11 protein-coding genes and 1 tRNA gene are annotated in these 14793 nt (G+C 62.7%); 6 read left to right on the top strand and 6 right to left on the bottom strand.

Annotated features, from left to right (window positions below; all coding sequences use genetic code 11):
- Positions 1–22 precede the first annotated feature (22 nt).
- Positions 23–940 (top strand): ABC transporter ATP-binding protein, encoded by a 918-nt coding sequence (locus HRU71_02135; GenBank protein QOJ02349.1) that lies wholly within the window; start codon positions 23–25, stop codon positions 938–940.
- The gene (locus HRU71_02130) at positions 937–1752 is read left to right on the top strand and encodes an ABC transporter permease subunit (GenBank protein QOJ02348.1); all 816 of its coding nucleotides are present in this window, start codon (positions 937–939) and stop codon (positions 1750–1752) included. Before HRU71_02135 ends, HRU71_02130 begins: the two co-directional genes overlap by 4 nt.
- Here the strand turns inward: HRU71_02130 and HRU71_02125 are convergent.
- The 3 genes from HRU71_02125 to HRU71_02115 form a co-directional block, all read right to left on the bottom strand.
- Positions 1749–4280 (bottom strand): transposase, encoded by a 2532-nt coding sequence (locus HRU71_02125; protein ID QOJ02347.1) that lies wholly within the window; start codon positions 4278–4280, stop codon positions 1749–1751. The two genes, HRU71_02130 and HRU71_02125, sit on opposite strands and share 4 nt — an antisense overlap.
- Positions 4281–4385: 105 nt before the next feature.
- Positions 4386–6275 carry a PQQ-binding-like beta-propeller repeat protein gene (locus HRU71_02120; GenBank protein QOJ02346.1) on the bottom strand — a complete coding sequence of 630 codons (1890 nt, stop codon included), beginning with the start codon at positions 6273–6275 and terminating at the stop codon, positions 4386–4388.
- A 65-nt stretch (positions 6276–6340) separates the two neighbouring features.
- Positions 6341–6610, bottom strand: a complete 270-nt coding sequence (locus HRU71_02115) for a hypothetical protein (protein ID QOJ02345.1) — start codon at positions 6608–6610, stop codon at positions 6341–6343.
- 459 nt (positions 6611–7069) lie between these two features.
- Between HRU71_02115 and HRU71_02110 the strand changes: the two genes are divergently transcribed.
- The 3 genes from HRU71_02110 (at position 7070) to HRU71_02100 (ending at position 9583) form a co-directional block, all read left to right on the top strand.
- The gene (locus HRU71_02110) at positions 7070–7984 is read left to right on the top strand and encodes a hypothetical protein (GenBank protein ID QOJ02344.1); all 915 of its coding nucleotides are present in this window, start codon (positions 7070–7072) and stop codon (positions 7982–7984) included.
- 36 nt (positions 7985–8020) lie between these two features.
- On the top strand, positions 8021–8170 hold the full coding sequence (locus tag HRU71_02105; protein ID QOJ02343.1) for a hypothetical protein: 150 nt from the start codon (positions 8021–8023) through the stop codon (positions 8168–8170).
- 384 nt (positions 8171–8554) lie between these two features.
- Positions 8555–9583 carry a rod shape-determining protein gene (locus HRU71_02100; GenBank protein ID QOJ04899.1) on the top strand — a complete coding sequence of 343 codons (1029 nt, stop codon included), beginning with the start codon at positions 8555–8557 and terminating at the stop codon, positions 9581–9583.
- Between the two features lie 4 nt (positions 9584–9587).
- Here HRU71_02100 and HRU71_02095 read toward each other — a convergent pair whose 3' ends face one another.
- Together HRU71_02095 and HRU71_02090 are read right to left on the bottom strand one after the other, a co-directional pair.
- Positions 9588–10241: a hypothetical protein gene (locus HRU71_02095; GenBank protein QOJ02342.1), complete on the bottom strand. Its 654-nt coding sequence runs from the start codon at positions 10239–10241 to the stop codon at positions 9588–9590.
- 336 nt (positions 10242–10577) lie between these two features.
- A tRNA-Cys gene (locus HRU71_02090) sits at positions 10578–10651 on the bottom strand.
- 125 nt (positions 10652–10776) lie between these two features.
- Here HRU71_02090 and HRU71_02085 point away from each other — a divergent pair.
- Complete coding sequence (locus HRU71_02085) at positions 10777–11727, top strand: 23S rRNA (adenine(2503)-C(2))-methyltransferase RlmN (GenBank protein ID QOJ02341.1); 951 nt, start codon at positions 10777–10779, stop codon at positions 11725–11727.
- 30 nt (positions 11728–11757) lie between these two features.
- On the opposite strand, the gene HRU71_02080 is transcribed toward HRU71_02085, so the two are convergent.
- A complete protein-coding gene (locus HRU71_02080) occupies positions 11758–14775 on the bottom strand; it encodes a VWA domain-containing protein (protein ID QOJ02340.1) in 3018 nt (1005 codons plus the stop codon).
- Positions 14776–14793: the final 18 nt, after the last annotated feature.

The raw sequence follows: 14793 nt of genomic DNA, 5'->3' as shown, positions 1-14793 counted from the left end.
AGGCCAGCGAGCCGTTAACGCCATGCCCTCTGCGAATCCTCACGCCGCCAACCCGACGATCGATGTTCAGGGTCTCGTGAAATCCTACGGCGCGCTTCGGGCCGTAGCGGGTGTGAATCTGCGCGTCGAGGCCGGTTCGATCTTCGGCTTTCTCGGACCGAACGGCGCGGGCAAGACGACGACGATTCGAATTTTGCTCGGATTGCTTCGGGCGACCGATGGCTCGGCGCGCGTGCTCGGGCTGGACGCATGGCGACAAAGCACCGAGATTCGCCGGCACGTCGGGTATCTGCCCGGCGATGTTCGGTTCTACGACTGGATGCGCGGGCGCACATTTTTGAGTTTCTGCAATCGGGCGCGAGGCGGCGGCTGTGAGGCCGAGATTCGCCGCTTGTGTGATCGGTTTCATCTTGATCTCTCGCGCCGCATTCGTGATTACTCGCGCGGGATGAAACAGAAGCTCGGCGTGATCCAGGCGCTGATGCATCGGCCGGAGGTGTTGATTCTCGACGAGCCGACGACGGCACTTGATCCGCTGGTGCAGCAGACGGTGTATGAGGAATTGCGTGCGGCGGCGGGAGAGGGGCGCACGGTGCTGTTTTCCAGTCACACGTTGAGCGAAGTGGAGCTGCTCTGCGATCGCGTCGCGATCATCCGCGCCGGGCGGATCATCGAAGACAGTTCGATCAGCGAATTACGACAGCGCGCGCTGCGCCGCGTGGAGCTGCGATTGAAACAAGGCGCGCTTCGTGAAGACTTGATACCGCACGGGTTCACACCGCGTCCGTCGGTCGATGGCGTGATTTGCGGAAGCTGGGCGGGGTCCGTGGAGGAACTGCTTCGCTGGTTGTCGACACTGGACGTGGCTGATGTCACGATCGGCGCACCGGATTTGGAAGACTTGTTCGCGACGTACTACGAGGAGGCTCCGCGAGCATGATCAGTCTTCCGTTGACAGGCAAGACGCTTCGAGGCTACGCCGTGGTGATCGTGGGGGCGCACCTGCTGCTGTGCGTGTTCGCGGCGTTGTACATGGTTGTGACGGCATCGGTGCCGATCGAGCGCAGCCTGGAGATGCTGAACCTGGAGTGGGTGCGCAGCCTGCTCGCGGCGCTGCTGGGGAGCGATGTCGGCTCGCAGTTCACGCCGAACGGGGTCACGGCGTTTTTCTTCGTGCATCCGTTGATGTGGACGCTGGTCGTGGCGACGCTGATCACGGTTTCCACCGGCGTGATGGCCGGCGAAGTGGACCGCGGCACGATGGACCTGCTCGCGTCATTGCCGATCTCGCGGGCGAGGCAGTACGGCTCGCACACGGTGGTGCTGGTCGCGCTGGGGGTTCCATTCATCGCCGCCATCCTCACGGGCATTCGATTGGGGCTGGTCATCAAGCCGCAAAAGGACATTGAGTTCTGGCGGCTGGCGATCGTGGGAGGGCATCTTTATGTCGTGTATGTAGCACTATCAGCGTGTTGTCTCGCGGTCTCGGCGATGTGCAATCGGCGCGGGGTGGCGGCGGGTATCTGCTTCGTGGCCATCTTTTATTGCTTTGTGATTAACTTCCTGGCGGAGCTGTGGGAACCGGCCAAGCGAATTTCGTGGACGAGCTTCCTGCATTACTACCGGCCGCTGCCGATCGTCCGCGCCGGATCGTGGCAGGTGCGTGAGATTGCGATCCTGTTATCTGTCGCGGCAGCGTTCTGGATGGGCGGCTTGCTTGCGTGGACGCGGCGGGACATCCCCGCGCGTTAATGCTTGAAGTGCCGCGTGCCGGTGAAGATCATCGCGACGCCGCGCTCGTCGCAGGCATGGATGACGTCCTCATCGCGTTTCGAACCGCCGGGCTGGATGATTGCCGTCACGCCGGCATCGATCAGAATGTTCGGCCCGTCAGCGAAGGGGAAAAAGGCATCGGAAGCCGCCACGCTGCCTGCGAGCTTGTCGGCGTGACCATTCTCACGGGCCAGCCACGTGGCGATGCGGCAGCTCATGATACGGCTCATCTGCCCCGCGCCGTTGCCGATCAGCATGCCGTCCTTGCAGAGGCTGATCGCGTTGGACTTGGTGTGCTTGGCGATGAGCCAAGCCAATCTCAAATCTGACATTTCAGAATCGGTGGGCCGGCGCTTCGTGACAACTTCCCACAGGTCTTCGTTAAGGCCAACGGTGTCGGCCGTCTGCACGAGCATCCCGCCGGCGATGCTTCGGTAGACGAGTTCATCCGTCGCGGGTGGCTGCGACAGGTCGCCGACGGCGAGCAATCGCACGTTCTCGCCCCATTTTTTCTTTGGGCGCGCCGACAAGGCAGAACCGGGGCTTTCGGCATTCGATTCGCCCGTCGGCGCGCGGGTCGCGCCACGAATGATTTCGACGGCCGCGTTTTCAAACGACGGCGCGATCCACACTTCGACGAAGAATCCGCCGGGTGCATGGGGAGCGCCGGATTCGCGCAGCGGCTTGCCGAGGCGGTCGTAGGTCTCCATCACCATCGCGGCGAAGTCCGCGGTGACAGGAAAGTTCACCGCGAGGATGCCGCCCATGGCGGCGTTGGGGTCGCCGAGGTAGGCACGGCGATAGGCTTCGGCCGGATCGTCCGCAACACCGACCCCGCAGGCGTTTGTGTGTTTGATAAAACACACGACAGCCAACGAGCCGCGGGCTTCAGGCAACGAGCCGCGGGCTTCAGCCCGCGCGGCTTTGTTTTTTTCCAGCGCACGATCAATCTCGCCAATCGAGCCGCGGGCTTTAGCCCGCGCGGCTTTGGAATCAGAGCGAATCGCGCCCTTGTTTCGCCGTCCATCAAAGCATCGCACGAGCAACGAGTTCAGTTGCTCGCAAACATAATCGATCGCCGCTGTCGGATCGTCGCCCGGTTTCAAGTGGCGGGTCGAACCCGATTTTGTCCACCAGCGTGGTGAGCTTGCCAACGAAAATGCCTGCCCCAGCCGGCGCGATGATACCCCCTTGAAGAGTCGGAGTAGTTCCGGACCATTTTGTGTTGCCTGGCACAGCACGTGAACATGATTCGGCATGATTGCATAGGCCACGAGCCGAATATTGTGTGCCGCTGCGGCTTTCATGAATGCATCGCTTGCAGCAGCCGCATGCCTTGCGTCCAGGAGCACCGGCTCTCCGTCCATTCGATCTTTGGCCGCTTCGGACAATTCCGGCTGATCGGTCGAATAGGGTTGCCCGGGTGCATTGAAGATCTCATGGGTGCCGGATTCTGTTGGCGTTCGGCTCACGTATCCGCGCGGGTCTCCCGGGAGCCAAGTTCCATAGGTGGTCCAGGTCAGGAGCCAGGTCGGATCGCCGATGGTCGGCGGCGCGAGTGGGCTGGCGCCTGCGTTCAATTGGCCGCGCGGGCTGAAGCCCGCGGCTCGTTGATCGCCCGCGGCTCGTTGATCGCCCGCGGCTCGTTGCGCGGGATTGATGGAACGCGCCAATTCCGCACACAGGCCCCTGGCCGCATCGGCGTCGATGAGATTATTGAAGGAAGTGTTGGTCGGCGTGCTTGAATCGAACGCCGAATCGAACGGCGTTGACTGCTCGAAGTACCGTTGGTAGGCCGCGCGCTGATGAGCGTTCTCGCCATAGCGCAGATCGGATATCTTCGTCAGCAATAGACAAGTGAACAGTGCGAAGGCCTGCTCCGACGGAGATACCGGCGAATCAAGGGATTGAAGGAGCAGGTAATCACCCACATGGCCGTCATAACCACGGGTGCGCAGGAAGCATCGCCCCGCCAGCTTCGCGCGAAATCGGACCGAGTCCTCGTCGAGTTGACCTCGAAGGTGCCGGAGCACGGCATCCAACGCCCATTCCGTCGCTAACACCGGCAGGACGTGCCGATGATTCTTCGCCGCCGCGCGGAGCATGCACGGCCCGCCGATGTCGATCATCTCGATCGCGTCTTCGAACTTGCAGGCCGGGTCCGCCACCGTCTTCTCGAACGGATACAGATTCACCACCACCATGTCGATGGGTTGGATGCCGTGCTCGGCGAGCTGCCGCATGTGTTCGGGGTTGTCGCGGTCGGCGAGGATGCCGGCGTGAATCTTCGGGTGCAGCGTTTTCACGCGGCCGTCGAGCAGTTCGGGAAAGCCGGTGACTTCCTCAACTATTGTGACCGGAATGCCGGCGTCTTTGAGGTGCTTTGCGGTGCCGCCGGTGGAGATGATTTCGAAGTCGAACTCATCGACGAGCGCGCGGGCGAAGTTGGCGATGCCCGTCTTGTCATAGACTGCAATGAGTGCCCGGCGGATGCGTTGCGTCGGCATGATTCGAGGCGTCGGCTGAAAGGGCAGCTGCGCGGGGCGGCGATTGCCGCATGAAATCGCGCTGCGAAACCGTCAGTGTAAGCGTCGAACCAACCCCCGGCCAGATCAACCGCCGCCACCACCGCCGCCTCCGCCGCCGTTGTCTTCGTCGGACTCGTCATCTTCGCCTTCGCCTTCATCGGAGTCGTCGGCAGATTCGTCCGCATCGTCTCCGGATTCATCGTCCGAGGCATCGGCGTCATCGGAATCGGATTCTTCATCCGATTTGTTGGCGGATTCCTTGTCGCCTTCCTTGTCGTCGGAGTCCTTGTCAGCCGTGTCGTCATCCGTTTCTGCTGCGGCGCCTTCGTCTGCTTCCGCTGCGGGCTTCCGGCCCTCGGCATCTTCGGAAATATCCACCAGCCCGTGACCGCCGACCGGCTTCGCCGTGCTGCGGCTGGAGAGCCAGTCGTCGTCGAACATCAGCTCGCGGGCCGTGGGTCGCCTGGGCTGTTCAACGGTTTTCTTCTCGGCGGCCGCCTTGCGATCGGCGTCCACTTTGGCGATGGCTCGTGCCTTGTCGGCGTCGTACAGGACCTCGGCGACGTCGTCGGGGCGGACACGAGGTGCAAATCGCGAGCGAAGACTCTGCACGCGCCCATCTGCCGACGCGATCAGAATCGCCTGCGCCGCCGCGCTGGATGTCACTTGACGCACGCTGCTCAATTCAGCGACTTGCTTGCGTGTTCCCTTGGCGGCATCGACGCGAATCAGCGCGCCGGTCCCCTCTCCTGACAGCAGAATGGCATCACGATCGAGTTGCAGCAGAAACCGTCCACCCTGTGGCCGCTTCCAGAGTTGCGTGCCGTTGGTCGCGTCGAGGACGTGCAGGCCCGTATCCGGGACTGGCAGGTAAACGCGCCCGTCCGAGATCATCGGCGCGGTATTGAGTTGCGAATCAAACCGCTCACGCCAGAGTCGCTTGCCGGTCACGCGGTTCAGGCAATACAGCGACCGATCGCTCGATGCCACAAACAGCCGATCTCCGTCGATCACCAAGTTGGCGAAGATCGGCCCCTCGGTCATGAAGGTCCAGTTCCTGGCTTTCTCCGCCTGCGTGCAAGAGGTGACCAGGCCGTCCTGCCCGGCGATCAGCAGATTCTTGCCGTCGAGGATGGGGGGGACCGTCACCGTGTTGGGGGTCATCAACTGCCAATGGGTCACGTTGCGATGGATATCGACGCAATAAAAGCGCTGATTGGCGGCGCCGACGAAAAGATGGCTTGCGTTCGCGACGGCCGGACTGCTCGCCGCGAAGGGCAGTTTGATTTCCTCAAGCGGCATGGTGAGGTCGGCTTCGACTTTGTAACCAGCGAGCGGTTTGACGCTGGAGTTGAGCGATGTGATTTGACCTTTGCTGTACCGATTCTTGACCGCGCCAAGCTGGATGCGGGCGACGGGATCGCCCTCGTGATCGCCGTATTCGTTTACCATGTAAACGTTGAGAATCTCACCGCCCTTGAGGCCGTGGACCTCGCCGAGGTTCACTTCGGCCGTGTCGTGCTTGATTTCCACGACAACACCGGAAAGATGGCGCGGCTCGCCGGGGATGAGTCCGGTGCGACGATCGAGCATGCGCACGGCGCCGGGTGTCGTGAATACGGCATACTCGTTGCTGTGCGTGGGGCCGCGGACTTGATCGCCCGCCGACGAGACATCGGAGGCCCAGCGGAGAATGCCCGTGTGCAGATGGACGGCGTACACGCGATTGATGGACGTGAGGACGTAGAGGTTGTCATCGAGTGCGACGGTGCGCGTGACTTCTTCACCGCCCTCAAGCGGCAGGTCGATGCTCCAGGCCGATCGCAAATCGAGCCGGGCCAGGGCCTCGTCGCTGATCATCTGTGCGGAAGCCCGAAGCGACATGCCGAGGTTCAGCACGCAGGCAAACGCCGCAGCGAGGCGGATCGCGCCGCGCGGTGTGGTAGAGCGGATCGAATGGTCGCTGTTCAGCATGGCGAGCGAACTCCTTGTGCGGCGTTGCGCCGCCGGTTCTCGATGCCCCCGGCATCGCGGGAAGGTCAGGCGTTTCGGGACGACGGCGGCTCGTTGGGCGGGTCTCCTCGCTGCGATCCCATCGCGCGGAGACGTTCAATGCGATTCAAGTCGTCCTGGATGCGGCTGGCGAGCTTGAAAATATACGGCTCGCCGCGCAACCGGCATTTCAAGTCGAGGATCATTTCCTCCCAGTTGCCCCCATACAACTGGTCTCGGAGTCGCACCAGCATCCGGTCTTCAGGGGACAGTTCGTTCGGCGGGCTTGCCTGCGGGCTGGCGGGCGATTGGGCCATGATCGACGTCCGAAGGACCGCTTTCACCCCTAATTTAATGGGTCTTTCAATCGCAGGTCAAGCCAAAGCCAAGACGTGGGCTGTTCCGGCCTTGTCCGTTATGGGCGGAAGTCACGATCCGACAGCGTCCCGTGCGCGATCCGAGTCCTGACCCATAAACACGGTCTGGCAAAGGTAACCGGCCGGCTCTTTTGGGGCGAAGTCCGTGGACCGGCACGTCGGTGATTTCGTTCGAGGATCGGCTTGCAAAACCCGTTTGCGTGGGAGATAATCCTGTGAGTCGGGCACGGTCGGCTGCCCAAGCCGGCGCCAAGAGTTGGTCGCCCGATCCTCACCGCACGCACGGCGTGCATCCGACATCGCGCTGCGAATGGTCGCCCACCCCGGGGGGAGTGGCAGATACGGAATTACGCGGTCACACCACCCAGGGCGGGACAAGATCGCAGCGAGGAGGTTTCCGTGAGCGTTTTGACGAAAGTATTGGTCGTCCTCTTGACGGTCTCGTCCATCGCGCTGTCGATGCTGGTCGTGGCCGCCTTCTCGCAGCAGGACAACTGGCGCAAGTCGGCCACCGACTGGGAGGCGACGGCGCTTGCGGCCCAGGCGAAGGAGCGCGCGGCGGTCGCCAATGCCGCCATCGAGCAACAGCGTGCGCTGGCCCAGTCGAAAACCGACAGCGGCAAGATCGCGGCCTTGCAGGCGGATTTGACGGCGCGCGAGGCGAAGATCAAGGAGCTCGAATTGGCCGTCGCCGACGCGCAGAACAAGCTTTCAAAGGAGCAGAGCCAGGTCACGAGTCTCGCAGATGAGAACAAGATTCTGCTGGCCGGCCTGAACAAGGAGAAGGATTTCGCGGCCCGCCTGGCGCAGCGAAACAGCGAGCTGGAGCGCGGCAACATCGACCTGACCGACCGCGTGAAGGAGCTGACCACGAGCGTGGACATGGCCCGGGCGCAGGTGCGGGCGCTTCAACAGCAGATCGCCTCGATGGATGACGCGGCGCGGGCCGGGGCCGGCGGCCTGACGGCTGCGACGCAGATTCCGGGTGGCAGCGGCATTGTCGAGGGCGGCCTGCCGTCGGTTCAGCCGGTCGCGGGTCAGTTCGTGGCGGCCCCGATCCGCGGTCAAGTCAAAAGCGTGAAGGATAATCTCGCGAGCATCTCGATCGGCAGTGCCGACGGCGTGGTGCCGGGCATGACGTTTCTCATCTATCGCCGCGGCGTTGGCGAGGGCGGCAAACCGCAATACCTCGGCACGCTGAAGGTCACGCGGGTCACAGCCAACGAATCGGGCGGCACGATCGAGCAGGCCGAGGGCGACATTCGGCCGGGCGATCTCGCTCGCGATGAAGCCAGCTTCGCCATGCGAGGTTGAATTCACGACGGAGGATCTCCGACCGGGAGCAGAATCATGGCAAAAAGTGCGGTACCAGACGCGGACAACGACATCTACACGATTCTGACCGGAATTGCCTTGGCGCTGGTTCTGGGGGCGATTGCCTACGTGATGATTCGATCCCACGAAGTGCTGGGTACCGTCGCGCCGGGGTTCATCTTCTGACCGACGGGAACACCGCTCTGCCAATTGCCGCGAAACTCGGTTGAATCGATCGGCCTGCGGACTTTGGTTCGCGGGCCGCTTTTTTTCTTCTAAGTGGAACCGCAATGAGCATTCATCTGTGGCACCGGCGTCTCGCCTGTGATTCACCCGCCGAGGCGGGTGCCACTGCATATGGATCATTCTGCGGCTGCTTAGTGAGAATTCACAGCTGCCAATCTTCGTCTCACCACGATCCAACTGCGAGCAGGTGGCGTACTGGTCCCAAGCGGGTAGAATGGCTCAGCCCATGGCGGCGCCTCGTCGCCTTGCCGGCCGGAGCATCATCCGACGGGCGTCTATTCACAGGAAGGGATTTCGACCTTGTTATTCGACGGCTTCCGAGGATTGTTCAGCACCGACATGGGAATCGACCTGGGCACCTGCAATACGCTGGTGTGCGTGAAAGGCGAGGGCATCGTGCTCAACGAGCCGTCGGTTGTCGCGGTGCGCAAGGGCACGAACGAAGTTGTGCAGGATGGCAACGCCGTCGGTCTTGTGGCCAAGGAAATGCTCGGGAAGACCCCCGGTTCCATCACTGCGGTGCGTCCGCTTAAAGACGGCGTGATCGCGGATTTCGATATCACCGAAGCGATGCTCGGTTATTTCATTCGCAAAGTCCACGGCAACAGCTGGTTTCGTCGGCCGCGCGTTGTCATCGCCGTGCCATCGGGGATCACAGCCGTTGAAAAGCGCGCGGTGTACGGCTCGGCCGAGCGCGCCGGAGCGCGGCGTGTGTACCTCGTTCCCGAGCCGATGGCCGCGGGAATCGGCGCCGGTCTGCCGATCGCCGAGGCACGGGCCAGCATGATCGTGGACATCGGCGGCGGCACGACGGAAGTGGCGATCATGTCGTTGGGCGATATCTCCGTCAGCGAGTCGATCCGCGTCGCGGGGGACGATCTCGACGAAGCAATCATCTCCTACATGAAGCGCACGTACAACATGCAGATCGGACCGCAGTCGGCCGAGACGCTGAAAATCGAGATCGGATCGGCCGCACCGCTGGAGAACGAATTGTCAATGGACGTGCGCGGACGTGATATGATCAGCGGCCTGCCGCGCAAGACGGTGGTCACCAGCCAGGAGATTCGCGAGGCGCTGCGTGAGCCGGTCAGCCAGATTCTCGAAGCCGTGACGCACACGCTGGAGCGCTGCGAGCCGGAACTGGCGGCGGATCTGGTTGATACAGGCGTGCATCTGTGTGGAGGCGGCGCGTTGCTTCGCGGGCTGGACCGGATCATGGCCGACGCGACCGGTTTGCAGGTTCACATCGTGGACGATCCGCTCTCGTGCGTCGCGCGCGGGACGTACATTTTTCTGGAGAACCTCGGCGATCTGAAGGGCGCGCTCGAATCCGACTACGACAACGTGTAACGGATCAATCCGTCAGCACGGCGGTGGGCCAGGTGCTCGGATCGATGAACCAGTTCAACTCATCACCGACCGTCAGCGACTGCTGCCCTTTCTCGGTATCTTCCAGCATGTAATACAGCCCGATGCGCCGGTGCTCGGCCGGGTTCCAGCCGCTCAAGGCGTCGGCCGGCAGATGCGCGGTCAGGGCGTAGCCGTCGTCGAAGTGATGCGCGGCGATGGGGATGCTGTTTGCCGGAACCGGAGTCGCGTTCTCGATGGCGCGATGGACTTTGGCGTTTCCCGCGACGGGGTCGTTCCCACCGCGCCCGCCGCCGGCGGGCAGCAGGTAGAAATGCTGACAGAACCGTGTCGCGCGGCGGATATCACGCGTGTCGCGCAGGTCCGTCATGACGCGCAGGCAGTCGGATTTCCAGAATTGAGCAGGGTTGCATCGCAACGCACGCCGCTTGCCACGGACGACGCAGCCAAGATACAGCCCGGCGTCGTTCCACGTCGCCAGCACGTCCCCCGTGGGAGGTTCGCCGTCCAGCTCGTACAACGGCGGCAGGAGCAGGCGCTGGTCCCATCGATCGGCCCGGCCGTCGATCTTCGGCGGCTTGCTGCTGCGGACCAACGGGAACTCGAACTTGAACAGGTAGCGATTGGGGACGAGGGACACGTTGAATTCCTGATCGCGCGCAGTTTAATTGAACAAGCCGGTGGGGCAAGTTTCCTGATATCGGAAACATGGGCGACTCGCGGCTTGTCGTTCAATTGGAATCTTCGGACGGTGATTTATCCGCGACTTGGTTGCTGCCGCGCCGCAACGTGCGGGGAAGATCGCGGCGCTACCTAGCAAAAACCCAAGCCCCTGGCAGCGACGCATAAACAACTTTTTCGGCTTTCACGGCTTGGGTTGCCGTGCAATTGCTCAAATGCGTGCTTGAGATTCCCGCGAGAGCGGCCTGGAAGATGATCGGCTCGCCGTGGCGCGCCTGGTTGCAGGAGAATTGACAGGCCGCGGTCGGATTCGAACCGACGAATAACGGATTTGCAATCCGTCCCCTTGAACCACTTGGGTACGCGGCCGATGGCCGGCGGGTGTGTGAAACACCTCGCGCCGGACCCCTGTTTGTAGCCCGGAAAGGCCGGCCGGTCAAGGCGGTGAGGCGGTTGGGGGCGTATCCGCGAGGGTCCGATTAAGATGGCGGGACATGTCACCGGACACGTCCATCCCGATCGTCGCGACAACTCGTACCGCAGGTGTGAATTGCGGATCGGCGCACGAGGCGCGGGTCGCCGAGCCTTTTCCGATCGCGCGCGTGGTGCGCGATGGTGACGTGACCAAATTTTGTCAGGTCACGCCCGACGGCTACGAAATCGAATCCGTGTTGATTCCGATGGGCGCGCGCGAAAACACCTGGCACACGCTCTGCGTCTCGTCGCAGATCGGCTGCAAGCGAGGCTGCACGTTCTGCCAGACGGCGCAAATGGGTTTGATCCGCAATCTGACGGCGGATGAGATCGTCGGGCAGGTGGAGGCGGCGCGCGGCGTGCTGGGCGCGACCGTCCGAAACGTCGTGTTCATGGGTATGGGCGAGCCGATGGACAATCTCGACGCGGTGATCGAGTCGATCACGCGGCTGCACCATGATCCAGCGCGGCAGATTCCTCGGCGACGAATCACCGTTTCGACGGTGGGGCGGTGCGACGGGATTCGGCGGCTTGCGGCACTGCGGTGGCGGCGGCTGAATCTGGCGGTGTCGCTGAACGCGCCGAACGACACGATTCGTTCGCAGATCATGCCGATCAATCGCGTGGAGCCGATGGCGGAATTGCGTCGGGCGATCGCGGAGTATCCCGTCCGCGCGGGCGGCCACGTGTTGATTGAGTACGTGCTGATCCGCGGGTTGAACGACGCATCGGAGCATGCGCGCGAGCTGGCGGCGTATCTGCGCGGCCTGCCGACGTGCGTGAATCTGATTCCGTACAACCCGCGCCAGAACTCGCCCTACGACGTGCCCGATGAGGAGACGGTTGTCGCGTTTCAGCAGGTCCTGATGAACGCGGGCCAGCTTGCCTTCCGCCGGAATACGAAAGGCCGAGCGGCGATGGCAGCCTGCGGACAACTTGGCACGCTTGCGGCCCGGAGACGGCAAGCTTGATCGCAAAATCGGCTCGGTTTTAAAGCGGCGTCACAAGGGGTCTTGCCGTTGGCGACGGGACTTGAGTAAACGGGCCGTCGTTGATTCGGAGGGTGAATCGGCGGCGGGACCGCTGCTCGGTTTCGGGACGCTGTTCGCGTCGGCCGTTTTGCCCGTCAGCGTTTCGGCAATGTTTGTGCTTGCTGATGGCGGAGCGGCTTGTCCCGCACTCGGATTGGGTCGGTTTGGCGAGACAGTGAAGCTCGGCCGCGGCGGCGCCGAATCGCTCGCGGTTGGGAGCTCGCTCTCCCGTGCGAGGCTGTTGCGGGAACGCGTGCGGACGTTCTTTAAGTTGGAAAGGACCGTTTCAACTTTCGCCGTGTGTCCGCCGGGGGTCAGGGACGCGACAAAGCGTCGCATGTACGCTGCGGCATCCTGGGGTGTAATGGCTAGACGTCGGACTGCGACATCGATCAGAAAGACCGCAATCGCAAAGATGAGAAACGCGTTGCGCAGAGGGCGATGGACGTTCAGACGTCGGATGCTCGCTGCATCGAAGACGGCATCGGGCTTCTCGTGGGTGAGGACGCGCCCCCCGGTTGCATGGGCGATCTCTTTCAGCAATTGCTCGTTGGAACGCAGTTCGCGGAACTCGGGGGAATAGGGGGCATTCAGGACGGCTACGGCCTCTTGCGGTGTCACCGTGTCAGCGGACCCGCTTTGGCCAACCAGGCGAACGACGTAGTTCCCTGCCTGCGAAATGGGAATCCGTGCGACGTACTGGCCGGCGCCGGTTTGGTCGAGCCGAATCGGCGCACCCTGGTAGGCGGGGTCGATCACGCGCCCGACGATCTGGTTTTGCAGGCTCTTCCCCGGCGCATCGCTGCCCATATCCACCCGCAGGACAAAGGACTCACCTTCGACGGTTGTAGACAATTCCATGTCCGCGGCGGTTTCTCGCCGCGCGGTCCAACGCGCCGCCTGGCTCCAGAGCTTTCCAAAGCCGGTCCAGTTCGGCCATTCGGGCCCCCATTGCGGCCACATTCCACTGGTGAACGCGAGCACGCGACCAAGCCCCACCTGCCAATAGGCGAGAATCGGGTCGGAGTTTTCAGTCGTGGGATTGACGATGGGCGCGTGCGCATCGCGCTTCAGCGCGGTGATGACGTATGCGCCCAGACGTGGGAGCGACGGTCCAGAAAGCCCGCGGGTGATTTCGTCATTGAGCGTCGGCGTCAATTGGGGCGAGAAGGACTTCTGATAAATACCCGATCGGCCGGCCAGCATGGTCTCTCGGACAAAAATTCGCGGAACAGCATCGGGCGTGTCCGCGAGATAGGTCCGGCCTCCGCCGATCTTCGCGATTCGCGCCAGCAAAGCGCGATCGGCATCGTCGCCGACGGCGACGGTCGAAATGGTGATCCCATCGCGGCGGATGGCGTTGGCTGCATTGTCGAAATCGCCGGGGACGGACTGGCCATCGGTGAGGGCGATGATGTGCCGCACGCCGGCGTCGATTCCCTTGAGGGCGGCGTGAGCCTGCTTAAGGGCCGGATACAGATCGGTGCCTCCGCCGACGGCGATCGAACCAATTCGACGGCGAATGTCAGCGCGATGACTGCACTTCGTCATCGGGACATCCCACGTCGCCACGAAGTCGAAGGAGAGGACGCCGATCCAATCGAGCGAGCTTAGCAGCTCCATGGACGCGATGGCAGACTTCTGCGCGAGGGCGAGCTTCTGTCCCTGCATTGAGCCGGAGCGGTCAATCACGAGCACCAGCGCCGTGCTCATGAGTTGAAGCTTCTGCCGGCTGGTTTCAACGGGGAGAATCCGCTCGAGCAGTGTGTTTTCATAACCGCCGACGGTGAAGGATTGATCCCCGCCGATCACGATGAGGCCGCCGCCCGCGTCCTGCACGTAGGCCACGATCGAGGCCTGTGCATCGGATGACAAGTAACTGGCCGAGATATTCTGGAGGATGATGAGCGAGTAGTTCATCAACGTGGGCAGATCAAGCACGGCGTCGCCGATTTCCAGGACATCGCATTCCAGTTGTTCGCGGCGAAGCGCTTCGACGAGCAATTCGGCCGACGCGTCTTCCCCGGCGCGATTCAGGGATGCATCCTTGACATAAAGGATGCGATCTTTCGCGGCAACGACGGTGCAGGCGTCCGCCATGTTGTTCTCGGCGACGGCGTCCATCGACGGATCGTCCGGCGTGAACGTTGCGCGAAATCGGTGCGCGCCGGGCCGCGTCAGCGGAATGGGGAATGAAAACCGATTGAGGCCTTCCTTGAGCCGGACCGGCATTTCCAATCCTGCGCTCTGCGGGTCAAGATCCACGAATCGGTCGTTGTAGGAAAGGGCGAGCCGACCCGTGACGGGTCCGTCGGCGCGGAGCAATACGCTGATGCTGACGGTGTCGTTCTGTCTGGCGCGATTCGGCGCGACCATGCGATCCATCACGACCTCTCGCCGGCGCTCGTGCAAAATGGGGACCACATCGACCGGCACGCCGTTGGCGTTCAGCGTTAGCGCTTCGTACATCCCGCCGGGCGTTGTCTCGTTTCCGTCCGATAGGATAACGACGCGCTTGGCCGTGTCGGGGGGCATCAAGGCCGATGCCATGCGCAGCGCGCGGGCGAGATCGGTTCGATCCGGTTTTGCGGCGGCCGGGGCGCGATCGATCTCGAGAGTGGATCGAGGGGGCTGTTCGATGGAGACCTGTCCATCGAAGCCGAGAACGGCGACGCGGTCTTTTCCCGGGCGCATGCCGCCGACGGCGCGCTGGAGGAAATCAAAGGCAGCCTGCTGAAGCCTGGACGGCACACTGTTGGACGTGTCAAGGACGAAGACAGCAGTCTGATCATCCACGCGCCGGACCGATTCGATCCCCGCGAGTGCGAAGATAAGAAGCCCCAGTGTCAGGCAGCGAGCCGTCCAGACCATCGCACGCCGCAGGCGGCCGAGGGAGGCAAGCGAACGGAACGAGAAATAAGGAATCGTCAGCAGGGAAAGGAGCAGCAGCAGGAACGCCGGCTGATCAAGTGAGAACCGATACTCCATCCGTGAGCGCCCTCCGGC

This window comes from Planctomycetia bacterium (assembly GCA_015200345.1).
Lineage (GTDB): Bacteria > Planctomycetota > Phycisphaerae > UBA1845 > UTPLA1 > PLA3.
Note: the sequence above shows the minus strand (reverse complement) of the source record. Positions and strands in the feature narration are given on the sequence as shown.

Excerpts from the sequence above, each read along its gene's own strand:
- HRU71_02120 (QOJ02346.1), bottom strand. The coding sequence starts at position 6,275 with ATGCTGAACAGCGACCATTCGATCCGCTCTACCACACCGCGCGGCGCG.
- HRU71_02115 (QOJ02345.1), bottom strand. The coding sequence starts at position 6,610 with ATGGCCCAATCGCCCGCCAGCCCGCAGGCAAGCCCGCCGAACGAACTG.
- HRU71_02130 (QOJ02348.1), top strand. The coding sequence starts at position 937 with ATGATCAGTCTTCCGTTGACAGGCAAGACGCTTCGAGGCTACGCCGTG.
- HRU71_02105 (QOJ02343.1), top strand. The coding sequence starts at position 8,021 with ATGGCAAAAAGTGCGGTACCAGACGCGGACAACGACATCTACACGATT.
- HRU71_02080 (QOJ02340.1), bottom strand. The coding sequence starts at position 14,775 with ATGGAGTATCGGTTCTCACTTGATCAGCCGGCGTTCCTGCTGCTGCTC.
- HRU71_02135 (QOJ02349.1), top strand. The coding sequence starts at position 23 with ATGCCCTCTGCGAATCCTCACGCCGCCAACCCGACGATCGATGTTCAG.
- HRU71_02085 (QOJ02341.1), top strand. The coding sequence starts at position 10,777 with ATGTCACCGGACACGTCCATCCCGATCGTCGCGACAACTCGTACCGCA.
- HRU71_02125 (QOJ02347.1), bottom strand. The coding sequence starts at position 4,280 with ATGCCGACGCAACGCATCCGCCGGGCACTCATTGCAGTCTATGACAAG.